The 26,187-nt window shown below is 57.0% G+C and carries 32 protein-coding genes; 12 read left to right on the forward strand and 20 right to left on the reverse strand.

What is annotated here, in order from left to right:
- Nucleotides 1–1,719 (reverse strand): sensor histidine kinase, encoded by a 1,719-nt coding sequence (locus AC2FJW_RS17180; RefSeq protein WP_496750787.1) that lies wholly within the window; start codon nt 1,717–1,719, stop codon nt 1–3.
- A gap of 32 nt (nt 1,720–1,751) precedes the next feature.
- Entirely contained in the window at nt 1,752–2,456 is a 705-nt protein-coding gene (locus AC2FJW_RS17185) for a response regulator transcription factor (protein WP_496750789.1), read from the reverse strand.
- Between the two features lie 347 nt (nt 2,457–2,803).
- On the opposite strand from AC2FJW_RS17185, the gene AC2FJW_RS17190 reads away from it, so the two are divergent.
- The 3 genes from AC2FJW_RS17190 to AC2FJW_RS17200 all read left to right on the forward strand — a co-directional run bounded on the left by AC2FJW_RS17190 (nt 2,804) and on the right by AC2FJW_RS17200 (nt 5,632).
- Nucleotides 2,804–4,402, forward strand: a complete 1,599-nt coding sequence (locus AC2FJW_RS17190) for a phosphoenolpyruvate carboxykinase (RefSeq protein WP_142639267.1) — start codon at nt 2,804–2,806, stop codon at nt 4,400–4,402.
- A 273-nt stretch (nt 4,403–4,675) separates the two neighbouring features.
- Nucleotides 4,676–5,053, forward strand: a complete 378-nt coding sequence (locus tag AC2FJW_RS17195; protein ID WP_246097302.1) for a hypothetical protein — start codon at nt 4,676–4,678, stop codon at nt 5,051–5,053.
- Between the two features lie 36 nt (nt 5,054–5,089).
- Nucleotides 5,090–5,632: a hypothetical protein gene (locus tag AC2FJW_RS17200; protein ID WP_496698419.1), complete on the forward strand. Its 543-nt coding sequence runs from the start codon at nt 5,090–5,092 to the stop codon at nt 5,630–5,632.
- Here AC2FJW_RS17200 and AC2FJW_RS17205 read toward each other — a convergent pair.
- On the reverse strand, nt 5,629–6,393 hold the full coding sequence (locus AC2FJW_RS17205; protein WP_496692203.1) for a sulfite exporter TauE/SafE family protein: 765 nt from the start codon (nt 6,391–6,393) through the stop codon (nt 5,629–5,631). The two genes, AC2FJW_RS17200 and AC2FJW_RS17205, sit on opposite strands and share 4 nt — an antisense overlap.
- Before the next feature lie 144 nt (nt 6,394–6,537).
- Here AC2FJW_RS17205 and AC2FJW_RS17210 point away from each other — a divergent pair, with 144 nt between their 5' ends.
- Nucleotides 6,538–8,229, forward strand: a complete 1,692-nt coding sequence (locus AC2FJW_RS17210) for an acyl-CoA dehydrogenase family protein (protein ID WP_496750791.1) — start codon at nt 6,538–6,540, stop codon at nt 8,227–8,229.
- A gap of 216 nt (nt 8,230–8,445) precedes the next feature.
- Entirely contained in the window at nt 8,446–9,003 is a 558-nt protein-coding gene (locus AC2FJW_RS17215) for a hypothetical protein (protein ID WP_496750792.1), read from the forward strand.
- Between the two features lie 2 nt (nt 9,004–9,005).
- On the opposite strand, the gene AC2FJW_RS17220 is transcribed toward AC2FJW_RS17215, so the two are convergent.
- Nucleotides 9,006–10,235: an SGNH/GDSL hydrolase family protein gene (locus tag AC2FJW_RS17220; RefSeq protein WP_496750794.1), complete on the reverse strand. Its 1,230-nt coding sequence runs from the start codon at nt 10,233–10,235 to the stop codon at nt 9,006–9,008.
- Nucleotides 10,236–10,467: 232 nt separating this feature from the next.
- Here AC2FJW_RS17220 and AC2FJW_RS17225 point away from each other — a divergent pair, with 232 nt between their 5' ends.
- A complete protein-coding gene (locus AC2FJW_RS17225; protein ID WP_496750795.1) occupies nt 10,468–10,860 on the forward strand; it encodes an META domain-containing protein in 393 nt (130 codons plus the stop codon).
- On the opposite strand, the gene recO is transcribed toward AC2FJW_RS17225, so the two are convergent.
- The 13 genes from recO to folK form a co-directional block, all read right to left on the reverse strand.
- The gene (recO, locus tag AC2FJW_RS17230) at nt 10,844–11,569 is read right to left on the reverse strand and encodes a DNA repair protein RecO (protein WP_496703725.1); all 726 of its coding nucleotides are present in this window, start codon (nt 11,567–11,569) and stop codon (nt 10,844–10,846) included. The genes AC2FJW_RS17225 and recO overlap by 17 nt on opposite strands.
- Before the next feature lie 96 nt (nt 11,570–11,665).
- Nucleotides 11,666–12,040, reverse strand: coding sequence for a SemiSWEET transporter (locus tag AC2FJW_RS17235; RefSeq protein WP_496750797.1), 375 nt, complete (start codon nt 12,038–12,040; stop codon nt 11,666–11,668).
- Nucleotides 12,041–12,137: 97 nt separating this feature from the next.
- Nucleotides 12,138–12,467, reverse strand: a complete 330-nt coding sequence (locus tag AC2FJW_RS17240) for a DUF1491 family protein (protein WP_142639253.1) — start codon at nt 12,465–12,467, stop codon at nt 12,138–12,140.
- Nucleotides 12,464–13,372: a GTPase Era gene (gene era / locus AC2FJW_RS17245; RefSeq protein ID WP_496690318.1), complete on the reverse strand. Its 909-nt coding sequence runs from the start codon at nt 13,370–13,372 to the stop codon at nt 12,464–12,466. Before era ends, AC2FJW_RS17240 begins: the two co-directional genes overlap by 4 nt.
- A 202-nt stretch (nt 13,373–13,574) precedes the next feature.
- The gene (gene rnc / locus AC2FJW_RS17250; RefSeq protein ID WP_496678783.1) at nt 13,575–14,255 is read right to left on the reverse strand and encodes a ribonuclease III; all 681 of its coding nucleotides are present in this window, start codon (nt 14,253–14,255) and stop codon (nt 13,575–13,577) included.
- A complete protein-coding gene (lepB, locus tag AC2FJW_RS17255) occupies nt 14,252–15,091 on the reverse strand; it encodes a signal peptidase I (RefSeq protein ID WP_496750798.1) in 840 nt (279 codons plus the stop codon). Before lepB ends, rnc begins: the two co-directional genes overlap by 4 nt.
- Before the next feature lie 57 nt (nt 15,092–15,148).
- Complete coding sequence (gene acpS, locus AC2FJW_RS17260) at nt 15,149–15,568, reverse strand: holo-ACP synthase (RefSeq protein ID WP_142639245.1); 420 nt, start codon at nt 15,566–15,568, stop codon at nt 15,149–15,151.
- Complete coding sequence (locus AC2FJW_RS17265; RefSeq protein WP_271951355.1) at nt 15,565–16,188, reverse strand: LysE family translocator; 624 nt, start codon at nt 16,186–16,188, stop codon at nt 15,565–15,567. Before AC2FJW_RS17265 ends, acpS begins: the two co-directional genes overlap by 4 nt.
- Complete coding sequence (locus tag AC2FJW_RS17270; protein ID WP_142639241.1) at nt 16,185–16,931, reverse strand: pyridoxine 5'-phosphate synthase; 747 nt, start codon at nt 16,929–16,931, stop codon at nt 16,185–16,187. The genes AC2FJW_RS17265 and AC2FJW_RS17270 overlap by 4 nt, the downstream gene beginning before the upstream one ends.
- Nucleotides 16,924–17,622, reverse strand: a complete 699-nt coding sequence (locus AC2FJW_RS17275) for a DUF2062 domain-containing protein (protein WP_142639238.1) — start codon at nt 17,620–17,622, stop codon at nt 16,924–16,926. Before AC2FJW_RS17275 ends, AC2FJW_RS17270 begins: the two co-directional genes overlap by 8 nt.
- Before the next feature lie 16 nt (nt 17,623–17,638).
- On the reverse strand, nt 17,639–19,771 hold the full coding sequence (locus AC2FJW_RS17280) for a RelA/SpoT family protein (RefSeq protein ID WP_142639236.1): 2,133 nt from the start codon (nt 19,769–19,771) through the stop codon (nt 17,639–17,641).
- 26 nt (nt 19,772–19,797) lie between these two features.
- Nucleotides 19,798–20,151, reverse strand: a complete 354-nt coding sequence (gene rpoZ, locus AC2FJW_RS17285) for a DNA-directed RNA polymerase subunit omega (RefSeq protein WP_142639234.1) — start codon at nt 20,149–20,151, stop codon at nt 19,798–19,800.
- 94 nt (nt 20,152–20,245) lie between these two features.
- Nucleotides 20,246–20,815 (reverse strand): 2-amino-4-hydroxy-6-hydroxymethyldihydropteridine diphosphokinase, encoded by a 570-nt coding sequence (folK, locus tag AC2FJW_RS17290; protein WP_496750800.1) that lies wholly within the window; start codon nt 20,813–20,815, stop codon nt 20,246–20,248.
- 140 nt (nt 20,816–20,955) lie between these two features.
- Here folK and AC2FJW_RS17295 point away from each other — a divergent pair, with 140 nt between their 5' ends.
- The 6 genes from AC2FJW_RS17295 (at nt 20,956) to AC2FJW_RS17320 (ending at nt 24,782) form a co-directional block, all read left to right on the forward strand.
- Complete coding sequence (locus AC2FJW_RS17295; protein ID WP_142639223.1) at nt 20,956–21,525, forward strand: LabA-like NYN domain-containing protein; 570 nt, start codon at nt 20,956–20,958, stop codon at nt 21,523–21,525.
- A gap of 190 nt (nt 21,526–21,715) precedes the next feature.
- The gene (ispH, locus tag AC2FJW_RS17300) at nt 21,716–22,666 is read left to right on the forward strand and encodes a 4-hydroxy-3-methylbut-2-enyl diphosphate reductase (protein ID WP_271951367.1); all 951 of its coding nucleotides are present in this window, start codon (nt 21,716–21,718) and stop codon (nt 22,664–22,666) included.
- Nucleotides 22,663–23,115 (forward strand): DUF3429 domain-containing protein, encoded by a 453-nt coding sequence (locus AC2FJW_RS17305; protein WP_496678771.1) that lies wholly within the window; start codon nt 22,663–22,665, stop codon nt 23,113–23,115. The genes ispH and AC2FJW_RS17305 overlap by 4 nt, the downstream gene beginning before the upstream one ends.
- On the forward strand, nt 23,112–23,696 hold the full coding sequence (locus AC2FJW_RS17310) for a class I SAM-dependent DNA methyltransferase (RefSeq protein ID WP_496750802.1): 585 nt from the start codon (nt 23,112–23,114) through the stop codon (nt 23,694–23,696). The genes AC2FJW_RS17305 and AC2FJW_RS17310 overlap by 4 nt, the downstream gene beginning before the upstream one ends.
- Nucleotides 23,689–24,156, forward strand: coding sequence for a ribonuclease HI (gene rnhA / locus AC2FJW_RS17315; RefSeq protein ID WP_496698441.1), 468 nt, complete (start codon nt 23,689–23,691; stop codon nt 24,154–24,156). Before AC2FJW_RS17310 ends, rnhA begins: the two co-directional genes overlap by 8 nt.
- Complete coding sequence (locus tag AC2FJW_RS17320; RefSeq protein ID WP_496692194.1) at nt 24,153–24,782, forward strand: trimeric intracellular cation channel family protein; 630 nt, start codon at nt 24,153–24,155, stop codon at nt 24,780–24,782. Before rnhA ends, AC2FJW_RS17320 begins: the two co-directional genes overlap by 4 nt.
- A gap of 7 nt (nt 24,783–24,789) precedes the next feature.
- Here AC2FJW_RS17320 and AC2FJW_RS17325 read toward each other — a convergent pair whose 3' ends face one another.
- The 3 genes from AC2FJW_RS17325 to fmt are packed head-to-tail and all read right to left on the reverse strand — an operon-like array spanning nt 24,790 to nt 26,185.
- Nucleotides 24,790–25,026, reverse strand: a complete 237-nt coding sequence (locus AC2FJW_RS17325) for a GlsB/YeaQ/YmgE family stress response membrane protein (protein WP_496698443.1) — start codon at nt 25,024–25,026, stop codon at nt 24,790–24,792.
- Between the two features lies 1 nt (nt 25,027).
- The gene (locus AC2FJW_RS17330) at nt 25,028–25,264 is read right to left on the reverse strand and encodes a hypothetical protein (RefSeq protein WP_142639214.1); all 237 of its coding nucleotides are present in this window, start codon (nt 25,262–25,264) and stop codon (nt 25,028–25,030) included.
- A 6-nt stretch (nt 25,265–25,270) separates the two neighbouring features.
- On the reverse strand, nt 25,271–26,185 hold the full coding sequence (gene fmt, locus AC2FJW_RS17335; protein WP_496698444.1) for a methionyl-tRNA formyltransferase: 915 nt from the start codon (nt 26,183–26,185) through the stop codon (nt 25,271–25,273).
- Nucleotides 26,186–26,187 lie beyond the last annotated feature (2 nt).

Below are 26,187 nucleotides of genomic sequence, written 5' to 3' on the forward strand. Positions count from 1 at the left end.
TCAAACCGGCAGGCCCACGACAAATCGCGCGCCTTGAGGGTCTGATGTTATGTCCGCTTCGGTCGGGCGGATATTTTCGGCCCAAATCACCCCGCCATGCGCCTCGACGATCTGCTTGGAAATTGCCAGACCCAACCCCGAATTATTGCCGAAATGCTCGGCTGGCCGCTGGGAATAGAACCTTTTGAACACTTTGGTCAGGGCTTGCTCGGGGATGCCTGGGCCGGTGTCTTCAACAACAACCAGAACCCGATCCTCGCGCCGGCGTACCCACACACGTATGGCATCGCTTTCTTCGCAGAAGGAAATCGCATTGGTGATCAGGTTTACGAACACCTGCGCCAATCGCGCCTCAAGCCCGGTCACGGTGATTGGTTCGGGCGGCAGATCAGTGATGTAATCGATTCCCTTGGCGCGCGCATCCTCGCCCAGATACTGACCGAGGTTTCCGATCAGGTTCAACAAATCAAATGGCTGCTCTTCCTCCTTGACCAGTTCGGCATCCAGGCGCGAGGCGTTCGAAATGTCGCTGACCAGACGATCCAGCCGACGGACATCATGTTCGATCACCCCCATCAGCTTGTCGCGCTGGTCGTCTCTTTTAACCATGCGCAACGTGCCCACAGCGGATTGAAGGCTGGCTAGGGGGTTTTTGATCTCATGCGCCACATCTGCCGCGAATTGTTCGTTTGCATCAATCCGGTTGTACAGCGCGGTAACCATGCCGCGCAAAGCTCGGCTGAGTCGTCCGATTTCGTCCGGTCGCGCGCTCAGATCGGGGATGCGGATGCGGCCCGGGTTGACCCCCGCACCGCGGTCTTTGCCCATCTCGGCGGCGGATGCCAAGTCGGCCAACGGGTTGGCGATGGTCGATGCTAGGACAAGGCTCAATCCGACTGACACCAAAAGCGCCACGACGAACATGCGCAGGATCCGCTCTTGATCACGGCGGGCCAATGCGTCGATTTCTCCGGCGGGACCGGCCATGGCAACCGCGCCAACGGGCTTTCCATCCAGTTGGATCGGGGCCGCAGCAACGATAACCGTTTCGCCTGCGTCATCCTGAACCGCCTGAACCTGAATATGCCCGGTCAGCGCCTGTGGAATTATGGCCTGAACGCGTTGGGCCAAGGTTGGCGCTTCGCTGGTTTCATCTTGCTTGAACACTTTGGACAGCCCGGTCCAGACCGCGTTCAAGGCATCACTGATCAGTGTGCTTCCAGTCTGCGCATCAGCTTCTGAGCGCAGCATGACCGGCATCTCTGAGACCGCAGGCGCGCCGCGCGTCCAACCAATCAGCGTCCCACGAGCATCGTAAACAAAGACTTCACCGCCGACCGGCAGGCTGAGACCAGCCAACGTATCTTTGACATCCAGGATGGCCGCGTCGCGGGTAATGCCAGTCACATTCTGTCGCAGCTGGGTTTCAAATACGTTGCTGACCAACTGCGCATCACCAACCAGGTTCCGGGCGGTTTGCTGCACCTGTTCTTCTCGCGAATTATCCAGATATAGCAATCCGGTGACCAGAATCACCAATGCAATCATGTTGAATGTGATGATCTTGCGCGCCAGAGGCGAGCCCCGCAGGGAAAACAGATTGCGGCGGCCGCGTCTGGCCCTGAGTTCGGCGGAATCGTCGTTCTGGGGGATGACCCAGTCATCCCCCAGAACGACGTCACCGTCGCGTAACTCGTTTTCTTGCTCAGTATCGCGCACGAGACCCAGTAACCCCTTAACTTAGGCCACGCTTATTCTTCGTTGTACCGATACCCAATACCATACAACGTTTCGATGGCCGAAAACTCCGGATCAGCAGCGCGCATCTTTTTGCGCAGACGCTTGATGTGGCTGTCGATCGTGCGGTCATCTACATAGACCTGATCGTCATAGGCAACATCCATCAGCTGATCGCGGCTTTTGACAAATCCCGGACGCTGCGCCAAGGCCTGCAGTAGCAAGAACTCGGTCACTGTCAAAGAGACATCCGATCCCTTCCAGCTCACCGCGTGGCGCAAGGGGTCCATCCGCAATTCGCCCCGTTCCATCACCTTGGCGTCGCCTGTGTTGGCAGCCACGGGATCACCCAAGGTCGCTTCCTGACGGCGCAGCAAGGCCCGTATCCGTTCTACCAGCAACCGTTGCGAAAAGGGCTTTTTGACATAATCATCAGCACCCATGCGCAAACCCAGAACTTCGTCGATCTCGTCATCTTTCGAAGTCAGAAAGATCACCGGCATCTGAGTCTTCTGCCGCAGTCGCTGCAGCAAATCCATGCCATCCATACGCGGCATCTTGATATCCAGCACTGCCATATCGGGCAGCTTCTTGTTAAACGCATCCAGAGCAGCCTGCCCGTCGTTATACGTTTCTACCTCGAAACCCTCGGCTTCGAGCGTCATGGATACGGACGTCAGAATGTTCCTGTCGTCATCCACCAGTGCAATCTTTGACATCGGGTTAACCCCTATTCCTGCTCTCATACGAAACAATTCGCTTATTTGTAGGGCATTTTTGTCGTTTTTATGGCCGCGAATCAATCGCCATCTACGAATCGTGCGATTGTTGTCACACACATGCGGCAAAAAAGCCGTTAATGGCCTTCGAAAAGTGTCTGTATTTCCTGCAGAAAAAACATGGTGGCGCTAAACCTGAACTTGGTTGCGCTAACTGCGCCAAACCGTCCTGTTCACGCACTAAACGACCATGATAAGACCCGCCCAATCGCCGGTTTTCCCGGTACACTGCCCCAAGAGCGCACCTTGGCCAATCTGCCGCCGCGCCGCCACAGGAGAAGACAAACATGACATCTGGACGGGTGAACCCGCAATTCCGCCTCGAAGATCAGGGCATCGAGGGTCTGGGCAATGTCTATTACAACTTCATGGAACCGGCACTGATTGAAGAAGCCCTCAAGCGGGGTGAAGGTACACTTGGCAATGGCGGAGCTTTTCTTGTCAGTACCGGCAAGTTCACTGGCCGTTCTCCCAAGGACAAACATGTTGTCCGCACCGACAGTGTCGCCGATTCGATCTGGTGGGAAAACAACGCCGAGATGAGCCCCGAGGGTTTCGAAACGCTTTATGCCGATATGATCGAGCACATGAAGGGTCGTGACTATTTTGTGCAGGATCTAGTCGGTGGCGCCGACCCCGCTTATTCGATCAACGTGCGCATGGTCACCGAACTGGCATGGCATAATCTGTTCATCCGTCACTTGCTGCGCCGCCCGGATCGTGAAGACCTGGATGAGTTCATCGCGGATTTCACAATCATCAACTGTCCCAGCTTCCAGGCTGATCCGGCCAAGCACAACTGCCGTAGCGAGACAGTGATCGCACTGAACTTCGACCGCAAATTGATTCTGATCGGCGGCACAGAATATGCCGGTGAAAACAAGAAGTCCGTCTTCACCCTGCTGAATTACATGCTGCCCGAAAAAGGCGTGATGCCGATGCATTGCTCGGCGAACCACGCGGTCGGCAATCCCGTTGATACCGCAGTCTTCTTTGGCCTCTCGGGAACTGGCAAGACCACCCTGTCCGCTGATCCGGCCCGCACCTTGATTGGCGATGACGAACATGGATGGTCAGACCGTGGCACTTTCAACTTCGAGGGCGGGTGCTATGCCAAGACGATCAACCTGAACGCCGAGGCCGAACCCGAGATCTATGCAACCACCAGCAAATTCGGCACCGTGATCGAGAATATGGTTTTCGATCCCGAGACCAAGGAGCTGGATTTCGAAGATGACTCGCTGACCGCAAACATGCGTTGCGCCTATCCGCTCGAGTATATCTCCAATGCCTCGAAAAGCGCGTTGGGCGGGCATCCGAAGAACATCATCATGCTGACTTGTGACGCGTTTGGTGTTCTGCCCCCGATTGCGCGGCTGACCCCCGCTCAGGCGATGTACCACTTCCTGTCGGGCTTCACCTCGAAGGTTGCTGGCACAGAGCGCGGCGTGACCGAGCCCCAACCCACATTCTCGACATGCTTTGGCGCGCCGTTCATGCCGCGTCGCCCAGAAGTCTATGGCAACCTGCTGCGCGACAAGATCGCCCAGCACGGCGCGACCTGCTGGCTGGTGAATACCGGCTGGACTGGCGGCGCCTATGGCGTTGGCAGCCGGATGCCGATCCGTGCGACCCGCGGTTTGCTGACTGCCGCTCTGGATGGATCGCTTCGGGATGCGGAATTCCGCAAGGATGCGAATTTTGGCTTTGATGTGCCGGTTTCCGTCCCCGGTGTCGCCGAAGTTCTGCTGGATCCGCGTCGCACCTGGGACGACCAGGCCGCTTTCGATAAACAGGCTGAGAAGTTGGTTCAGATGTTTGCTGAAAACTTTGAGCAGTATCTGCCTTTCATCGACGAAGACATCAAAGCCGTAGCAATCGGTTAATGTTGCAAAAGGGGGCAAACCTCTCCCCTTTTTTTCGGACAGCACATCTGTTGGCAATCGTCCTTATACGTCTAACGTAAGGTGTCCTTACAAATTCGTTGCCCGATTTGCCGGTTTAAGCTATCCAATGATGTCATTAAGACAAATTCGCCCGACGCAATCGCGCCGGGCGTTGTCTAAAAATACCTTGGGTAACTCAGCCGCGCGCTCACATTCGCGAATTGAGAAACCTAATCAGATAGCAAGTGTATGCCAATGGGGATGAGTGTCAATATGAGACTTTCTGAACATTCAGATTTCAGTTCGTCTCATACCGCTGCTTTGTCGCAGCGCGTGACATGGGAAACGACAGGTAACGAAATGACTGAAATCTTGAAACTGACCGAACTGCGCAAACTGATGCAAAGCATGGAGCGCACGTTGGGGCTGGAACAACTCTCACCGGTAGAGCGCGATATCTATTACGCCGCCGAAGAACTGTCCAAAGCTGACCAGGAAGTTCGGACATTTGGGTTGATTGAACACACGCTTGTGCAAAGCGTCTCGCGCCCGACCTTTTTTCGTGCGCTGAAGTCGCTGGTGCAGAAGGGGTATTTGTCACAAAGCGGTAGCGCGAACCGTGGACGGTATGTTGTGCATGCGCCTAAGTAGTAAAGCGTTTGATCTGCGCATTGCTGGCTGACCGCCGTGCGCAGATGGGCCTCTGAAACGTTCTTTGCCTCACTGGCCTACGTGATTGCCTCGTTCCTTACGTTCGAGGTTCTGATGCCACTGCAGAACGTATTCTTCCCCGAATATCCCAGCAAGGCCAGCTTGCTGTTTCTCCCGCATGGTGTGCGTGTGCTCTCTGCTTGGTTGTTGGGGTGGCGGGCGATTTTTGCGCTCTTGCCCGGGGTCTTTCTTGTGTTTGCCTTTCTCGGCGGAAGCGACGTCTTCCTGCCCAACCGTCTGGCCGCCATTGCAATCGCCGTCACAACCGTTCCTGCTGTATTTTACCTATGCAAATGGGTCGGCTTCGATCTGTTTCCCCACCCGGACCGCAAACCATGCTGGTCCTGCGTCATGGGGGTCGGGATCGTCACGTCAATATTGGTGTCCGTGCTGACCAATCTGGCTTTTGGCAGCGGTGGGTTGGAATATATCGCCTTCCTGATCGGCGATATCTCGGGCCTGTTCTTTCTGATGCTGGGGCTCTATTTCACGCTGCGCGCGATAGATCGGCGTGCCTAGCCCATCAGCCCGCGCCGCAACAGGTTCAGCCCTGCGATAAGCAGCACGAACAGGGTGATCTTGCGAAACAGCGCCTGATCTATGCGCGACTGCAGTTGCAACCCCACCCACATGCCCGCAAGCCCCGGCAGCACCAAAGCAGCCGAGAACGGAGCGGTTTCGGCGCGGAAAATCCCGGAGCCCATATGCGCGAACAGCAACGCCAACGCCCCCAAACCATAGATGACCCCCTGCACACGCATCTGCACCGCTTTCGGGGTGTTTAAGGCGGTCAGATAGGCCACGGTTGGTGGCCCCCAAATTCCAGACATCCCCCCGACAAAGCCTGCAACCGCGGCGATCATGGCCTCTATTCGGGCAGATGGGCTGGCCAATTTCAGACGCAGACCCAATACCTGGATCAATGCAAAGACTGTCACCGGGATGCCAATCATCAACAAAAAAGTTGATGCTGGCACAGCGCTGACCAACTGAGCACCAATCAGCAGAAACACCAACCCGACAACCAGAAATACACGGAACTGACGGATCGAGGACACGGCGGCCGGAACACCCCCGCGCAATGCCTGCACCCCATTTGTCACCAGGGTTGGCAGAATAAGCCCCGCGATCGCCATATCCGGCGAAAGGAACATGCTCAGCCCCGAGATCAGAACCATTGGCATGGCAAACCCGACCATGCCTTTGACCCAACCGGCAATGAAGGCAACCCCACAGGCCAGCAGCAGTTCTTGGGCAGAGAGCATAGAAAACAACGTCATGTCCCCCTGATATCACTCCTGACGGGTGCTGCACTGCAAAAATGATCAAGCAACTTTAGAACTTTTTAGTCGCATAATTCGTATTTTTGTTGCGCTGCACGTGCAGCATGATATGACCAGACGACTTTAGGAGAAAGCTGATTCATGGCCCATGACGGACAGGATATGACCCAGATGATTACATCCGCGATTTTGCCCGAGCTTCTAACGCTGACACGTGCGGCTCTGCCCGCCGTGGACACCGTATTCGAACGCGCCCGCGAGTCGGTCCGCGCGATGGTGACAGAAGATGGTCGCGTGTCCGGTGCTCTGATCGAGGCCAATCAGACCGCCGCTCATGGGTTGGCATGGCTGGCAACATACAACCAGTCGCTGCAGCAGATGCAACGCTGGGCCGATGCTTTGGAGGCAGAAGGCAAATTCGGCGAGATCGAACAGCTGCTGCACCAAATCGCCTTTGGTGAATACCTGCATCAGGTCGCGGGCGGCATCCCAATGAACCAGGGCGAGATTTTGCGTCTTCAGGACATGGGTCTGGGCTGGGACGCGCTGTCCGGTTTCCAATGCGCCGAAGTTCAGACACTGATGGCACAGGCCAATTCACAGGCCGCACGCGGTCGCTTGGTTGAACTGATGGAAGAACAGGCCGGTGCCACGATGTTCGGAACGTCGGGCCTGGACGAAGAACTGGAAATGATCCGCGACCAGTTCCGCCGCTATGCCCAGGAAAAAGTCGAACCAAACGCCCATGATTGGCACCTTAAGGATGAGCTGATCCCGATGGAGATCATCGAGGAGCTTGCCGAGATGGGTGTATTTGGCCTGACCATCCCCGAAGAGTTCGGAGGGTTTGGTCTTTCCAAGGCCTCGATGTGCGTGGTGTCCGAAGAATTGTCGCGCGGCTATATCGGCGTCGGATCGCTGGGCACCCGGTCCGAGATCGCGGCCGAGCTGATCATTGCCGGTGGAACGGATGAGCAAAAAGCGCAGTGGCTGCCCAAGATCGCCAGAGCCGAGATACTGCCGACAGCAGTTTTCACTGAACCCAACACAGGCTCTGATCTGGGCAGCTTGCGCGCCCGAGCAGTCAAGAATGCCGAGGGTGATTACCAGATCACCGGCAATAAAACCTGGATCACCCACGCGGCGCGGACCCATGTGATGACCCTGCTAGCCCGCACCAACCCCGACAGTACCGATCACCGCGGCCTGTCGATGTTCCTGGCGGAAAAAACACCTGGAACGGACGACAACCCCTTCCCCACCCCAGGCATGACCGGTGGCGAGATCGAAGTTCTGGGTTATCGCGGGATGAAAGAATACGAGTTGGGCTTCGATGGGTTCAAGGTCAAGGGTGAGAACCTACTGGGCGGCGAAGAAGGCAAAGGCTTTAAGCAGCTCATGGAAACCTTCGAATCCGCCCGCATCCAGACCGCAGCCCGCGCCATCGGTGTGGCCCAAAGCGCGCTGGACATCGCCATGCAATATGCGCAGGACCGCAAACAGTTCGGCAAGTCGCTGATCAACTTCCCCCGCGTGTCCGGCAAGCTGGCGATGATGGCGGTCGAGATCATGATCGCACGACAGCTGACCTATTTCTCGGCTTGGGAAAAAGACAACGGTCATCGCTGCGATCTTGAGGCCGGGATGGCCAAGCTGCTGGGCGCCCGCGTGGCCTGGGCTGCTGCCGATAACGGCCTGCAGATCCACGGCGGCAACGGCTTTGCACTGGAATACAAGATCAGTCGCGTGCTGTGTGACGCACGTATTCTTAATATTTTTGAAGGGGCTGCCGAAATTCAGGCACAGGTGATCGCGCGGCGTTTGCTGAGCTAACCTGTAACGGCAACCCTGTTTCCCCGACTTGACCCGGCGCGCGCGCCGGGTCTTTTTTTGCCCAAACTACTGCAGCCCTCAGTTCCTCGAAATCCTGCCCTTACCTTCCCTGCTGTCTACGTTCAGCCTTGACCAGCCACGGCAGAAACTTCCCCCTATCGCAGCGCCGATATTCCCGGTAGATCAGCGTGCGATCACGAACCAGCGGCGAACCACATGATCCGATCCATTCTTGCCCTTCTGGCCACGCTTGCGGCCTTGGCCCTTGCTGGCTGTGCCACCACCTCTCAGCCGACAGCAACGCAGAACGACATAGACGAACTGGCGTTGGCCATCCGTTCCATGGGTCCCGCGGTTGATCCAGCCGAGGCACAGAAGGCGGCCACCATTGCCTATACCTATTCGCAGCGTCTGGCCCGAGAATGGCAGGTCACCGACCCGGCCATCATCCACAACGCCAAGGTCATCAACGGATTTCGTGAGCGCGGCCTGTGCAACGACTGGGCCGAAGCGATGACCAGCCGTTTAAGGGCCGAAAACTTCCGCACCCTGGAAATGCACTGGGCTACATCACCGCCAACGCCGCTGAGGATCATCCACCATTCCGCAGTGATCAGCGCAAAGGGCGACACGATGTTCGAGGGCATCGTCCTTGACCCATGGCGCAACAGTGGCGCGCTGACATGGGCGCCAACGCGCGAAGATACGCGATACAACTGGCGTACCCGCATGGAGGTGCGCACCGCTTTGCTAAACGGAGAGCAACCCTACTGAGTTTAGGACGGGGTCTTACACTGGCTGATCCGTTCCGCCACCACGGGCAGCATCCGCGCAGCCACCAGCTTTGACCCTTCGGGCGTCAGATGCGTGTAATCGACATACAGCACCTTGTCTTTGTGGAGGGGGCCGCCGATCTCGGCAATATCGGTGAAAGGCACATTGGCCTCTTCAAACAAAGCAGGGAAATCGACCCGCGCGCGATGCATCAGATCTTCGCGTCCCGGCTTGTACCAATCCCGCGTGAGCTGGGCGATTTCGCGGTCGGTCTTGCTTAGGACATTGGTGTCCTCATAGACGACCTCAGGCTGCAAAAAGACGTGATAGCAAAACCCGTGGTAGTCGCCGAATGTTTCGATCAGCTTGTAATTGCGCAAAAATCCGACCTTTGCAGTCTGCGCAAGCTCTGCTGAAAAGTCTCTTTGCAAGGCGGTAACATCCCCATACGTGATATTTTTGGGGATTTCATAGCGGTCGAACAAGCCTTGCGTAAATTTCGAAGCCAGTTTGAAGGTATAGGAATACTGCGCCGGGTACCGCAGGAACGCATAGGCTGAAAAGAAGGGTTTGCGATCATTCAAGGCGTCAATCATGCGTGCGGACGAGTAAGCATAACTTTGGACCGGATTGTCGACCCCAACATTGTAAAAATCATTGTGGCCATCCAGAAACACAATCATGTCCGGGCTGTACTCATATAGCGTCTCGTACAGGTACAACACATGTTGAAAACTGTGATACGCAACAACTCCGGCGTTGATCACCTCAATCGTCACACCGGGCATCTGATCGCCCAACCGCTCGCGCAGGTCCTGCTGCAGGAAATACGCAACCGTTTCCTGATTGGCGAGCGTTGGGTGGTCAGGATAAATACTGCCCTGCGATCCGATGGCATAAGCAGTTGAGCCACCCATCAGAAAAATGCGGAACGTGTCGTCGGGTTTTGGCTGTTCAATCAGCGTATCGTGGCGGAACCCTTGATCGGAATGGATACGCTGCCCGCCAGTATCAAATCCTCGCTGATAGTCTGGGTTCAGTTTGTGACCACGGATCGAAGAGTATAGATGTCGCTCTGCCGTATTGCCCAGCGTGTTGTCATACACATAAACCACGGTGAAATACGAAAGCAGTTCAACCAGCAGGAAGAGAAAGAGGGCATAGATCAAAATCATAAAAAACTTGGTTACAGGTCGCATCCGCCCCATGCCAACATCATCATTTCCGCTCACTACGAAGCTCCAATTCTATCAGGTCAAAATCAAATAAACCTGGCGTAGATACCGGTGTAATAATTCCACCTAACTGCCCAAGTCTTAGGAAAGGCCCGTTATTCGCTTTCAATATGTCCAAGATGTTTTGCAAGTCAACGGTCACCATTGTATCCGATTCTTTACCTAGTCGGTTCAAAACAATGCGTCCAAGCCCAGGAAACTGTTCTTCGCTGATTTCAGGAATTCTGCCATGTTGCGTTACATAATGCTGCTTTCCCTTTCCGGATTACTCCAATGTCAGAAGGATGAAACCGTTGCGGCCTATGGTGCTGCCGACCGGGAATGGGCCCTGCAAGAGATCAACGGTCAGCCCTACAATGCAAGTGCCTTATTGAGATTTTTGGAAGAAGGCAAAGTAACGGGCAACGCCCCCTGCAACAGCTACACGGGCAGGCTTAACGCGCCCTATCCATGGTTTGAGCTGACCGGCCTGACAGCAACCCGCGCCGCCTGTGCCGGGCTTGAGGCAGAAGGGATCTATTTCGCCGCCCTGCTTGCCATGACCCAATCAGAAGTATCAGGGAACCTGCTGATATTGCGCAATGAGGACGGGCAGGAAATGGTGTTCAAAGCTGCCGATTGATCTGATCAATAAACCGCGCCCGTGCGCCGGGCAGAGGGTTGTTCCCCAACGACGGAGCAACATGGTTCTCTAGAAAATGTCCGGTGGTCATCAATCCTTGCACCAATTCGGTATCCGGCGCGTCGCCCACGCCACGCAGGCAAGGTGGCAAGGGAAGCAACCTATCCACCCAGTCCCCTGCCCCATCAGCGCTTACCGCACGACCTGTTTTCGGAGAAACATAATCCAAACCTTCTGTTACACCCGTCACGGCACAGCGTGTCAGGTCAAGGCCAAACCCCAGCTCTTCCAGCAGCGACAATTCCCACCGCAGATAGGCAAGCACCCAAATTTCGTCCTGACCCAGCAGGTCCATCAACTGTTCGGTTTGTTTATAGATGCGCGGATGCGCTTCGCGCTCAGGCAAACAGAACGAGAGCAGGGCCACCACCGTATTCAATCCAGCCAGCGCAAGCCTACCCGAAAACGCCGCCGCCGCCCGCGACCGCAGGGGCTCGACCTGAAAAGTGCCGATATGCTCCTCGAGCCGTGCGCGCCAAAGCACATCTAATTGCGCCCCGGGCTGCAGGATCGGCGCGATCTTGCGGCTGGTTCCACCACGTACGACGCCGGCATGACGACCGTGGCCTTCGGTAAAGACCTCGATAATTGCCGCCGTTTCGCCATGGCGGCGTGAGGTCAGAAGTATGCCGTGGTCGCGCCAGTCCAAAGCGTGTCCAATCTTGTGGGGTCAGTCCTGCCCGAGCAAAAGAACGCAAAGCCGGGACCACTGCAAGAGAGACCGGGAAATCGGCGACCTATTGGGTCAGAACGTGACCCCCGCGTGGATCAGGATACCCAGTACCATAAGAAGGTTCAGCACCATAGAAATGCCGTTGCCAATATAGATGGGCAACTTCTTGACGATCAGACCGTAGATGAACCAAAGCAAAGACAACGCCGCATAGAGCGACCATGTTAACAGCGATTGGCCCGACGCATGTTGAGAGTGGGTAAAGAAGAGCTTCACAAGCTGTGGAAGCGTGGCAAATGGGCCTAAAATGCCGACAAATACCATGAAACCCTCGAAGTGCTTCATCACGAGACCAAGGTTTGACTTTATGAACTTCTGACTAAATGTTTCAGCCAACGTAAGACCTCTATCCTCGTCATATGCCGCAACAACCCGTTTCAGCACCATCCGTTAAATACGCATACAAATAGCGAAAATGGACCGTCTTACCGAGACCTATGACATAACTTTGGCAGAGGCCTGCACCGCGTCTGTGCTACTACCGCTAATCCAGACCGTCCTCACCCAGCAAATGGCGCCCCTGCCGGTCTTCGACCTCAATCACCCAGAGGTCAGGGTCAAAGCTGCGCTGGCGTTGGATAGCCTCGTCCACATCGACCTCGGGACCAGAGGAGAGTTCAACCCACTTGCGCTCACCGCTCATCAGATCAAAGCTGCGCTGGAAGGCTGTGGCCTGACCGTCCAACGTGTTGAGCTTGATCAAAACCGCGCCGGCTGTGTCGTCACCATGGGCCACAACAAAGGCCGGTATTTCCTGAAATCGTAACCGTGCCAGATAGGCGTGAACCCAGAAGTCTGCCGTCAGTCGCGTCATGCGTTTCCGTCTTTGAATTCCAGACCCATTTCCGAATAGCGCTCGGATTCCTCCAGCCAGTTTGGCCGGACTTTGACCTGCAGGAACAGGTGGATCTTGCGATCAAGGAATTCTTCCAGCTCGGCCCGGGCCGCTTGGCTGACGGCCTTGATGGTCTCGCCCTTTTTGCCCAGAACGATACCTTTATGTCCGTCGCGCATGACATAGATTATCTGGTCGATCTTTGCCGACCCGTCCTTGCGCTCTTCCCAGTTCTCGGTCTCGACGGTCAGCTGATAGGGCAGTTCCTGATGCAGCCGCAGGGTCAGCTTTTCGCGTGTCATTTCAGCCGCGATCATACGCAACGGCAGATCAGCGATCTGGTCTTCCGGATATAGCCACGGGCTCTCGGGCAATTCGCCCGCCAACCATTTTCGCAGATCGTCAACGCCATGGCCCTTCTCGGCCGAGATCATGAATGTCTCGGCGAAAGAATAGCGGGAGTTGAGATCGCTGGTCAGGGCCAGCAGAACTTCGGACTGCACCCTGTCGATCTTGTTGATGGCCAGCGCGACGGTGCGGCCCTGCCCGATCTCGTTCAGACCTTCAAGGATGCGCTCTACGCCCTCGGTGATGCCACGATGCGCTTCGACCATCAGGACAACCACATCGGCATCCGCGGCCCCGCCCCATGCGGCGGCCACCATTGCCCGATCCAGACGGCGACGCGGTTTGAAAAGGCCCGGCGTGTCCACAAAGACCAACTGTGCATCACCTTCCATCGCCACGCCCCGGATGCGGGCTCGGGTCGTCTGAACCTTATGTGTCACGATCGAGACCTTGGCCCCGACCATGCGATTCAGAAGGGTGGATTTGCCTGCGTTGGGCTCTCCGATCAGGGCGATAAATCCGGCGCGTGTCGTCATCTGGGGTTTGATCCTGTTTGCAGATGGGCCTCCCTATCGCAGAAAGAGGCAGCGGACCAGAGCGATTTGCAGCTTTGGCACATGCGATCTGGATGGCATTGGGTGGGGTATGGTGGGCGACCCATCACCGGATAGGACCCGTGTTCGACCGATAGGCATTTCCGGCCAGCCCTCAGGAGACAGACTGTTTTTACCCGGTAGACTAATTCTGCAAACGGTCCAGCAACGACTTGGCGGCCGCCTGTTCGGCCTGACGCTTTGACCCTGCTGTTGCCTGCTCTTCTGCCCCGTCCTGAAGACGCGCAGCGATGGTGAAGACCGGCGCATGGTCCGGGCCAGAGCGTCTGACTTCGACATAGCTGGGCGGTTTCTGGCCCCGTGCCTGCGCCCATTCCTGAAGCGCCGTTTTGGCGTCACGGGCGTCGGCCTCGACATCGTGGATGCGATCACCCCAGAGCTTTAGGATAACGGCGCTGGCGACCTCGAACCCGGCGTCGCGATAAACCGCAGCAATGACTGCCTCCATCGCGTCGCCAAGCAAAGCTTGTTTGCGCCGCCCTCCGGACAGCATTTCAGATCGGCCCAGTTTCAGTACAGCACCCAAATCAATCTGCAGCGCCACATCTGCACAGGCCTCTTTGCGCACAAGCGCATTGAACCGGGGTGCAAGCTGACCTTCGCTCGCTTTTTTGTCCGCCTCCAGCAAGGCCGTCGCCATCACCAGACCCAGCACCCGGTCGCCCAGAAACTCGAGCCGCTGGTTGTCCGGGCGCGTAGCCGAGGATACCGATCCATGGGTCAACGCGCGCACCAACAGCTCGGGGTTGGCAAATTCATACCCCAGACGTTTTTGAAACGCCTTTATTTCGGCGGAAAGCTTCAATTCACAGCCTTAAAGAAGCGGTCTCCGCGCCAGGTCCAGAAGAACAGCATCGACCGGCCAGCGGATGAGAACATGATACGATCTGCACGACCAATCAGGTTTTCATAGGGTACATATCCGACACCCCCGGCCGATTGCGGCAGGCGGCTGTCGCTGGAATTGTCGCGGTTATCGCCCATAAAGAAGTATTCGCCTACGGGCACGGTATAGACGCCGGTATTGTCCGACCCCTGATTGCCGATATTTATCACCTCATACGAGACGCCGTTTGGCAGGGATTCGATCATCCGGGATTTCTCGCAGGCGCCGCCCCGCCCGACAGCGCCGTTTTCACAGCGGGGGAACTGGCCTTGTGGTCCCTGGCGTTCATAGGTTTCCGTAAACACTCCATCGGGTTCCTGCGGAACCGGAGTACCGTTCAGGATGATCTGGCCCTCAATGATCTGGATACGATCGCCGGGCAGGCCAATCAGGCGTTTGATGTAATCGCGACCCGTCACCGGATGACGGAAAACGATCACATCGCCGCGCTCGGGATCGCCGGCCCAGATACGGGTGTTGTCATCACTTTGCATCCAGCCACAAACATCCTCGGCGTCGATATTGAGGCCGACGCTAGGAATAATCAGACTGGGGCAAGAGGCATAGGAATATCCATAGGCCATTTTGTTGACGAACAGGAAATCCCCGATCAACAAGGTCTGTTTCATCGACCCTGACGGAATCCAGAACGGTTGAAAGAACAGGGTACGGAAAACGCCCGCGATCAACAGCGCATAGACGATGGTTTTGATCGTCTCCCACACGGGATTTCCGGTTTTGACGTCCTCGGCCATACTGCTCTCCGGTCCTTGGTTTGTTGGGGTGCTACATGCGCGGCGCGGCGGGGTTAGTCAAGACAGAGCGCTGCGTTCGCGAATTGGGCGCGCCTCGATCACCACGAAGGCCTGCGCCCAGGGGTGGTCATCGGTTAGGGTGACGTGGATGATCGCCGCATGACCCTCGGGGGTCATATCGTTGAGCCGTTCCGCCGCCCAACCGGTCACATGCATCACTGGTTGGCCGGTTTTAAGGTTGGTTACAGCCATGTCCTTCCAGGAAATCCCCATACGAAGCCCGGTGCCCAGCGCCTTGGAGCACGCCTCTTTCGCGGCCCAGCGCTTGGCGTATGTGCCTGCTGTGTCGGCGCGGCGTTCGGCCTTGCGTTGTTCAGTGTCGGTAAAAACGCGGTTACGGAACCGGTCACCAAACCTGTCGAGCGTGCCCTGAATGCGGTCTATGTTTGCGAGGTCTGTGCCGATGCCTAGGATCATGACAACCGCACCGTCAAAATCTTGTAACTTGCCACCCCAAAGAACCCGGCAAAGGCAAAATCGAACCAGCGGCGGGCGCGGCGGTAGGCGCGGACTGTGCGCTCAGACGAGAACAGGAATGCATAGCTGATGAAAATGAGCAGCGAGCCCGCGTAAAGTAGGCCGAAATAGCCAAGCAGCATCGACAAGCTGGCGTCATTCGGGGCAACGATAGCGTAAATCGAGCCCCAGCTGAGGATCGCCTTGGGGTTGGTCAGGTGGATCGCCGCGCCTTTGGCAAAGATGGTGCGTAGCGAGCCGGTGACCGGGTTGCCCAACGCCATCTCATCCGACGACAGCGCCCGTTTCAGGGCCTTGAGCGCTAGCCAGCCCAGATAGGCTACACCGACATAGCGGATTACTTCGAACACCCAGACATTGGCTAGCATGATCGCCGACAGGCCCAGCGCGGCGGCGATGCCCCAGGCAGCGGACCCCGCACAGATACCCAGTGCAAAGACCAGACCGGCGCGGCGGCCTTCGTTCATTGCAGTTCCGGCGATGCCCATGGTTGCCGGACCGGGTGAGCCTCCGGCCATCAACCAGGCGATCCAGATTGCTATGAAACCCGAGGTTATCATCCCCGCGCCTCATCCATCAGGCGGCGCATTTCCTGAATGGCGGGGGTCATGCCCAAAAAGATCGATTCGCCAATCAGAAAGTGACCAATGTTCAACTCGCGCACCTCGGGGAAAGCGGCGACAGGTTTGACCGTGTCGTATGTCAGACCATGTCCGGCATGCACTTCGAGGCCAAGCGAATGGGCAAAGGCGGACATGTCGCGCAGGCCTTCCAGCTCTTGCGCTGCCTCATCCAGTTTGCCTTCGGCATGGGCGTCACAATAGGCGCCTGTGTGCAGTTCGATCACTTCGGCGCCGATGCGATGCGCGGCCTCGATCTGGCGACGGTCGGCGGCGATAAAGATCGACACGCGACAGCCCGCATCACGCAAAGGTGCAATGAAATGGGCCAGTTTGTTTTCCTCGCGCGCGACTTCCAGCCCGCCTTCGGTAGTCCGTTCCTCGCGCTTTTCGGGGACGATGCAGACCGCGTGCGGCTTATGGCGCAAAGCGATTTGTTGCATCTCGGGCGTGGCTGCCATTTCAAAATTCAGAGGTACCGAAAGAACCTCCATCAACCCGTCAATATCTGCGTCCGAAATATGCCTGCGATCTTCGCGCAGATGGGCAGTAATGCCATCTGCACCGGCTTGCTCGGCCAGCGTGGCCGCGCGCAAAGGGTCGGGATAGACCCCACCACGTGCATTCCGCACTGTGGCCACATGGTCGATATTCACACCGAGACGCAAACGGTTCTCAGACATCCTTTGATTCCTTTCCCAAATCCTGGCTCGAGCCTAGTTGGTTTGACTCTGGAACGGCAGCCTCGGATTCAGCCAGACGTTTGATTTCTTCAAACTTCTTTTTGATCCTGTCGCGACGCCGTTGCTGATAGGTGTGGACCAGCGGCAGGCTGAGATAGTAGCAAACCACCCCAGCCAGCAATCCGGGAAGAATGCCGCCAATCAGGTACGGAAAGAAAACCTCGTCGTAGAAAATTCCCAGCCCGTGCCAGTCAGCCACCCGGTCGGTGAATACTGCAATCAGGTTGTCTTTGAGATCACCGATCGCATTGGCAAACTTCCCCATAAGCCCATGGGTGTCGCCCTCTTCAAACTCGGTGCCCAACAGGAAATGCCCGGTCTGAAGGCAAACCACCCCGATGGGCACATAGGTCAATGGGTTTCCGAAAAACGTACCGCTGAGTGCAGCCAGCATATTGCCGTTGAACAATCGCGCAGCCAGGGCGGCAATGCCAAAATGCAGCCCGTAAAAAGGTGTAAAGGCCGCAAACACTCCAAACCCTACCCCGCGGGCGATGCGTTCAGGTGAATCCGGCAATCGCCGGACGCGGTGTTTCACATAGTGAAAGGCCCGGGTCCAGCCACCACGAGGATAGACGAATTCCGATGCGATCTGGACAGGCGAGCGTCGATCTCGGCGCTTGAATACCACTCCTGATCACCCCTTCTCAGCCAGCCGCAACTGCGGATTTAGCTCTGTCTCTGAAACGTTCAACCGCTGCAACATCGCTTTCGGCCTCAAGCATCAACATCAACGAATGCAACTGCTCAAGGTCGCGCAGTTCTACGTTGACCAGCAGGCGGTAAAAATCCGGTTTGCGATCCACAAATTCTAGGTTCGAGATATTGGCCTTTTTCTCGCCGATCAATGTACAAATGCGACCCAGCACACCTGCGTCATTGCCAATCGTAACATCAATCGTCGCCCCGTAGACAGCAGGGTGAGTACCCGAGTGCCAGTGCAGATCGACCCAGCGCTTGGGCTCGCTCTCGTATTCGCTCAGGCGATCACAGTCGATTGCATGCACGACAACACCTTTGCCGCGATAAGTGATCCCGACGATCCGTTCACCCGGCAATGGCTGGCAGCAAGGGGCGCGGTCAAACTTCTGCCCCGGCTCAAGACCGATCACGGCCCGGCGCATCGGAATGGCATCACCATCATCCTGCGTCAGTTCCGGGTAGACGGCGCTGACCACATCATGGGCAGTTAGTTCTGCACTGCCCAGGCGCGCCAGCAGCTCATGCCGGTCTTTCAGGCGTAGATGCTTGGCAGCAGTGTCCAGCGCCTTGTCGGTCGCTTTGCGCCCGACATGTTCAAATCCCGATCGCGCCAGTTCTTTGCCCAGCTTGATGAACCGCTCTCGGTCAACCTCGCGCAGGGCGCGACGAATGGCTGTACGGGCTTTGCCGGTGACGGCAATTTCCAACCACGTGACTTGGGGAGTCTGGCCGTCAGCTGTTATGATATCCACCGACTGCCCGTTTTTGATCCGGGTCCAAAGTGGCACGCGAATACCATCAACCTTGGCCCCTACACAGGCGTGCCCGATGCGCGTGTGGATGGCATAGGCAAAGTCGATCGGCGTCGCACCACGCGGCAGTTTCACCACGTCCCCCTTAGGCGTGAAACAAAAGACCTGATCCGAATACATCTCGAGCTTGACCGCCTCGAGGAAATCCTCGTGATCCTCTTCGCTGTCGAATTGTTCGGTCAGGTTGGCGATCCACTTAGCCGGGTCGACTGCAAAGGGGTTTTCCGAACGCACGCCATCCCGATAGGACCAGTGCGCGGCCACGCCAGTTTCGGCGACATCATGCATCTGACGGGTGCGGATCTGAACCTCGACCCGCTTGCCGTCACGGCCTGAAACGGTGGTGTGGATCGACCGGTAACCGTTCGATTTCGGCTGGCTGATATAATCCTTGAACCGCCCCGGCACGGCGCGCCAACGCTGGTGGATCGCTCCAAGGGTTCGATAGCAGTCTTCTTCGCTTTGCGTAATGATGCGGAACCCGTAAATGTCGGACAGACGCGAGAACCCCTGGTCCTTTTCCTGCATCTTACGCCAAATCGAATAGGGTTTCTTGGCACGGCCAAATACCTCGGCTTCAATCCCGGCCTTTTCAAGTTCGTGCCGCATGTCGCCGGTGATCCGGTGGATCACGTCACCCGTTTCGCGCTGCAGCGTGATGAAGCGGCGGATGATGGACTGGCGGCCTTCAGAGTTGAGAACGCGGAAGGCGAGGTCTTCCAGCTCTTCCCGCATCCATTGCATACCCATACGGCCTGCAAGCGGCGCGTAGATATCCATCGTCTCGCGCGCTTTGACGATCTGCTTTTCGGGCCGCATCGCCTTGATTGTGCGCATATTGTGCAGACGGTCTGCGAGCTTAACCAGAATGACCCGCAAATCCTTGGACATCGCCATGAACAGCTTGCGGAAGTTCTCGGCCTGTTTGGTTTCGCGGCTGGACAGCTGAAGGTTTGTCAGTTTGGTGACCCCATCAACCAGCTTGGCGACTTCTTCGCCAAACAGCTCAGACACTTTGCCGTAATTGGCCTTGGTGTCTTCGATCGTATCGTGCAGTAGCGCCGTGATAATAGTCGCATCATCCAGACGCTGTTCGGTCAGGATGGCGGCAACGGCAACAGGGTGGGTGAAATAGGGCTCACCAGAATGGCGGAATTGCCCATCATGCATCTGCTTACCGAACTCATAAGCTTTGGCAATGCGGTCTGCATTCGTCTTGGGATTGTAGTTGCGGACCAGCGCAATCAGGTCTTCAGCAGAAATCATCCGGTCCGCACCTTCATTTGTGGGGATTACCCCTGGCCTTGAGCCTCCATCAGAGCGCGCAGCAGCTTTTCTTCGGACATGTCGTCATCCGCAGGCTTGTCTGTTTCCGCACCCATCAGCAGCGCCATCTGGTCTTCTTCGGGCTCGTCGACCTCGATTTGGGTCTGGTTGGCCTCAATCAGCCGCTCGCGCAGCTCATCAGCGCTCTGGGTCTCGTCAGCGATCTCACGCAGAGATACAACCGGGTTTTTATCGTTGTCACGGTCAACGGTGATCGGACCACCGGCGGAAATCTCGCGCGCACGATGGGCGGCAAGCATCACCAGTTCAAACCGGTTCGGAACCTTGTCTACGCAATCTTCAACCGTCACGCGGGCCATGGGGCGCTCTCCGTTACTGAATCCATGTCAGGAAGAGGTTTATCTAAGGGCGAATCCCTGCCTTGACAAGCAGGAAATGCTGCAAATGCACCAATCATAACGGGGTAACTGCCGCAATATCGCCTGAAGGAAGCCCCGCAAGCATTTCCATGACGGTCTGGTCCAGTATCGGATGCCGCCAGTTCGGGGCAACATCCGCCATGGGAACAAGCACAAACGCACGATCCTGTACCCTTGGGTGCGGCAGGATCAACTGATCCGGCGCCTGCTGTTTCTGATCTTCGGGCGGCAGAGATAACCAGCTTTGAAAAACCTCGCGGTCGGGCAGAACCAGATCATCGTAACAGACCAGGTCCAGATCCAACGTCCGCATTCCCCAGCGCTGAATCCTCTCGCGCCCGTAATCATGTTCAATTCCATGCATTATCTGCAGCAACTCAAAGGGTGACCTTTCAGTCTCGATCAACACGGCCGCATTCACATAGTCAGGGCCCGCGCCCGCAGGAAAACAAGGGGTCGCATAAAAGCGGCTTTCAGCCCGAATCAACAGCCCCTGGCGCAAAATCGCGTCAATGGCATGCCGTAGCGTCAGATGGGGCTCAAAACCTCTCACTTTGAGATTTGCACCGAGGGCAAGCACTGCTTTTGAGGTGGTTTTGCGCATCCTACTCCCTATATTCGGCGAATTGCATACTTGCGATACACCATAAAACCCCTAATTATGGAGATATCAATGCGCTGTATTTTCCCAAGACTCACTCACGTAACACGCAGCGCGCTGATTTGTACCGGAAGGACCTATTTATGTTTTATAAAGACGAACGGCTAGCGCTGTTCATCGACGGCTCGAATCTTTATGCAGCCGCAAAAGCACTGGGGTTTGACATTGACTATAAACTGCTGCGCCAGGAATTCATGCGCCGCGGTAAGATGCTCAGAGCTTTCTATTACACAGCGCTACTTGAAAATGACGAGTATTCGCCCATCCGTCCACTGGTTGATTGGCTGCATTACAATGGCTTCACCATGGTTACGAAACCGGCAAAAGAATACACCGACAGCATGGGGCGTCGGAAAGTCAAAGGTAACATGGATATCGAACTGACCGTCGATGCCATGGAGCTTGCACCACGTGTAGACCATATCGTGCTGTTTTCCGGCGACGGAGATTTCCGCCCGCTGATCGCAAGCCTGCAACGTCAGGGGGTACGCGTTTCTGTGGTGTCGACCATCCGCAGCCAGCCCCCCATGATCTCGGACGAATTGCGCCGCCAGGCCGACAACTTCATTGAGCTGGAAGATCTCCGCGACGTGATCGGTCGTCCGCCGCGCGAAATGCCGATGGAACCGCGCACCGTTGCCGCAGGCGGGTAGTAACTGGCCCCAAAGCAAACTCGGTTGAAAATTAGCGCGGTCAGGGGAAACCCTGGCCGCGCTTTTTAAACAAAGATCAGGTGCTGAAAACACCTATTGGCTAGCATTGAACCATGTCGGATCAATGACATTGTCCTGACTGGACCATGGCCGTGAAAAGACTTACCTGTGTCGGTAAGGAGAACGCGACATGACCAAGCCCCCCCTGACCCTCTATCTCGCCGCCCCGCGCGGGTTCTGTGCTGGTGTCGACAGGGCCATAAAGATTGTCGAGATGGCGCTGCAGAAATGGGGTGCCCCGGTCTATGTTCGGCACGAGATTGTCCATAACAAATTCGTGGTCGATGGACTGCGCGCCAAAGGTGCGATCTTTGTCGATGAACTGGAAGACTGCCCCGACGATCGCCCAGTGATATTCTCGGCGCACGGGGTTCCCAAATCGGTACCCGCGACGGCGGCGCAGCGCCAGATGGTCTATGTCGACGCCACCTGCCCGCTGGTCTCCAAAGTCCATGTCGAAGCACAGCGCCACGCCGAAGCCGGGCTGCAGATGATCATGATCGGACATAAGGGCCATCCCGAAACTATCGGAACGATGGGACAGCTACCCGAAGGAGAGGTTTTGCTGGTCGAAACGGTTGCAGACGTTGCAGACGTCCAGGTCCGCGACCCTGACAAACTGGCCTTTGTCACTCAGACGACCCTGTCGGTTGACGATACAAAGGATATCATTGCAGCGCTTCAGACCCGGTTTCCATCTATCGTCGGCCCTCACAAAGAAGATATCTGTTACGCCACAACCAACCGGCAAGAAGCAGTCAAGGTTGTGGCCCGGAAGTCCGATGCCCTGTTGGTTGTGGGGGCGCCGAATTCATCTAACTCGCGCCGTTTGGTCGAGGTCGCGGCACGCGCGGGATGCAGCTATGCCCAACTGGTGCAGCGCGCGACCGATATCGATTGGCGCGCCCTCGAAGGTATCTCTTCGATCGCTCTGACAGCAGGCGCTTCTGCCCCCGAGGTTCTGATCAACGAAGTTATCGATGCGTTCAGACAGCATTACGATGTGACGGTCGAAATGGTTGAAACAGCGACCGAGAATGTCGAATTCAAAGTCCCGCGCGTCCTGCGCCAACCCGCATGAGCGGCATACCAAGGGCGCCGCTGTTTCTGGGGTTGGCCGGGCTGATCCCCTTCATCTGGGGCGCACTGACCTATCTGAACGGCGATCTGAACGACTGGGGCCGACAGGCACTGGGCGCACGTTTTGTCGGTCCGTATATCCAGTTGTATTATGGGGCGATCATCCTCAGCTTTATGTCCGGCGTGCTGTGGGGGTTTTCCAGTAAAACCTCTGGCAGCAAGGCCGCGACCTGTTATGCGCTGTCCACATTACCCGCCCTGTGGGCCTTTCTGAAAACCGGCAGCGGGCCTGTCAGCACTGGCACAAATCTGATGTGGGGGTTTGGCGGGCTACTGGTGTTGGATGCCATCTTTTCGTATTGGCGGCTAACACCGGTCTGGTGGATGCGGTTGCGCATTTTGCTGACCGCAGTCGTATTGGCCTGCCTTGCCGTCGGAGTCTATCTGTGAGCGATCCCAAAACCATCAACGCCTATACCAACAACGTGGCCGAATACCTCAAGGTTCCTCTACCACCGGAGCAGCTGACATCGCGTCAGGAATTTGTCGATGCCGTCGGTAAGGGGCATGTGTTGGATCTGGGCTCAGGCCCCGGGTCAGACAGCGCGTTCTTTCTACGCCAGGGCCTGAGCGTGCATGCGCTGGATGCGACGCCCGCTTTTGTTGACTATGCGCGCGCCAATGGCGTGGACGCGCATCTAGGTACTTTCGACGACGTGACCGAAGTGGCCGCATTTGACGGCATCTACGCCAGCTTCTCGCTGCTGCACGCTCCCCGCAAGGATTTCCCACGCCATTTGGTGGCCATCCACCGGGCGCTGAAAACGCAGGGCGTTTTTTTCTTGGGCCTCAAACTGGGCACGGGCGAACATCGCGATCATCTGGATCGCTATTATAGCTACTTCTCGCAGACCGAGATCGAGGAGGCCCTGGCAGATGCCGGCTTTACCATCGACGGGATTAGGACCGGGATCGGCAAAGGTCTGGCGGGTTCTTACGATGGCTTCATTCTAGTGCTGGCCCATGCCTGAACTGTTTGCCTATACTGACGGTGCTTGTTCCGGCAATCCAGGCCCGGGTGGCTGGGGCGTGTTGCTGCGTGCAATGGACGGCGACACCGTCCTGAAACAGCGTGAACTGAGCGGCGGCGAAGCTGAAACGACCAACAACCGAATGGAACTTCTGGCCGCAATCAGCGCGCTTGAAACGCTTGAACGTGCCTCTAAAATCACCGTAATCACTGACAGCGCCTATGTGAAAAACGGCGTCACCGGCTGGATATTCGGTTGGAAAAAGAACGGCTGGAAAACCTCGAACAAAAAACCGGTCAAGAATGTCGACCTGTGGCAACGGCTGGATGAGGCGCAGGTGCGTCATAATGTGACCTGGGAATGGGTCAAGGGCCACGCGGGTCACCCGGAAAACGAAAAAGCCGACGAACTGGCCCGTGCAGGCATGGCCCCGTTCAAGCCCAAGAAGACGCAGCCATGAACGGCCTGGACCTGCTCGATTATGCCTCGGTTCTGGTTTTTGCGCTGACCGGCGCATTGGTCGCCAGTCGCGCGCAGCTTGATCTTGTAGGGTTTGCCTTTATCGCCTGCCTGACCGCCGTTGGCGGCGGCACGGTGCGTGACCTGCTGTTGGATCGGAATCCGGTGTTCTGGGTTGGCCAGCCCAGCTATGTCCTGATGGCCTGCAGTGCGGCAGTCCTTGTGTTCTTTACAGCCCATCTGGTCGAAAGCCGGTATAACTGGCTGGTCTGGCTGGACAGTTTCGCCCTGTCCATCGCGGTCGCTGCCGGCACGGGCGTCGCATTATCCTTGGACCAATCCGGTACGATCGTGGTGTTGATGGGTGTCACCACCGGATGCTTTGGCGGCCTGATGCGGGACGTGGTCTGCAACGAGGTTCCGCTGGTGCTGAAACAGGGTGAACTTTATGTGTCTTGCGCCCTTGCAGGCTCGGTAGCGGCCGTTATTGCCAACCGGATGGGGTTCGAGGAGCTGACCGTGCTTGCCGCCTGCGCCCTGATCTGCTGGGCATTGCGCGCAGGATCGCTGCTGTTCGGCTGGAAACTGCCCGTCTACAAAAGCCGCCCGCCACGCAGTCGCCCTTGATCAAGGCTTAGCGGCGCTTATAGGTCTGCCAGATCCAGATCACCAGAAGCGCGCCCAGCACAGCGCCGATGAACCCGGACAGCCAGCCCATCATCGTGACCAATGCCCGCAGAAGAAATCCACCAACCAAGGCACCAATGATACCGATCGGCATGGTGGTTGGGATATCTGCCTCAATCCGCATCAGGCGGGTGGCCAGAAAACCCGCAGCGGCGCCGATGACGATCAGGGCGATGACGGGCATGTCACTTCCTCCAATGGGTCGGAACGATGATCAGCGCCCCGATCGAGGACAGCACTGCATCCAGACCAGGCGGGCCAAAGCTGACCCCGAACATAATGCGCACGAAATAGAACAGGAATGCACCACCGACGCAGATGATGATCGACTGCAGAATGCCATTATGGGTAAAGCCGGATTTCTCGGACAGATAGCCGACAATCCCAGCAATAACGACAGTCCCCATCAGGATCATGAACATGGTGGCCTACTCCGATGACAGGCGGGTACCAACGGCAATCGGCCACCCCCGCAGAAAAGTTTCCCTATCCTGCGCCCCTTTACCCGCCCGTTGCAAGCGCAGTAGCTCAACCGCGTCATCGTCACAAGCAACCTTCAGTTGGTCGTCAAGAACCTCTCCTGCAACACCCTGCCCCTCGGCCAATTTGGAACCAAGCAGCTTGATCCGCTCCCCATTCATCTCGGTCCAGGCGCCGGGAAAGGGGGACAGGCCACGGATCTGACGGTCAATTTCGACCGCGGGTCTGGCCCAGTCAACACGCGCCTCAGCCTTGTCGATCTTGGCGGCATAGGTCACGCCGTCGTCGGGTTGAGGCTCGGGCGTCAGGTTCGGCAGTTTGGACAGTGCCTCGACGATCAGAGAAGCGCCCATTTCGGACAGCCGGTCATGCAACTGCCCTGTGGTCTCCTGCGCACCAATGTCGGTGGCCCGCTGCAACAGGACTGGCCCGGTATCCAGACCAGCCTCCATCTGCATGATGCAAATACCGGTCTGCGCATCACCCGCCATGATCGCCCGATGGATCGGCGCAGCCCCCCGCCAGCGCGGCAACAGGCTTGCATGAATGTTCAGACATCCTTGCGTAGGCGCATCCAGAATCGGTTGTGGCAACAACAGGCCATAGGCCACGACGACAGCCACATCCGCATTCAACGCGGCAAAGGCGTCCTGTTCTTCCGCTGATTTCAATGAGACCGGATGCCGAACGGTCAGTCCCAATGCCTCGGCCCGAGCATGAACGGGGGTTGGACGATCCTTTTTGCCCCTGCCCGCTGGGCGCGGAGGCTGGCAGTAGACGGCGGCAACCTCATGCCCCGCATCAATCAGCGCGTCCAGCACCGGAACCGAGAAATCGGGTGTCCCCATAAAGATCAGCCGCATGC

Source organism: Ruegeria sp. CDSA020 (genome assembly GCF_059612345.1).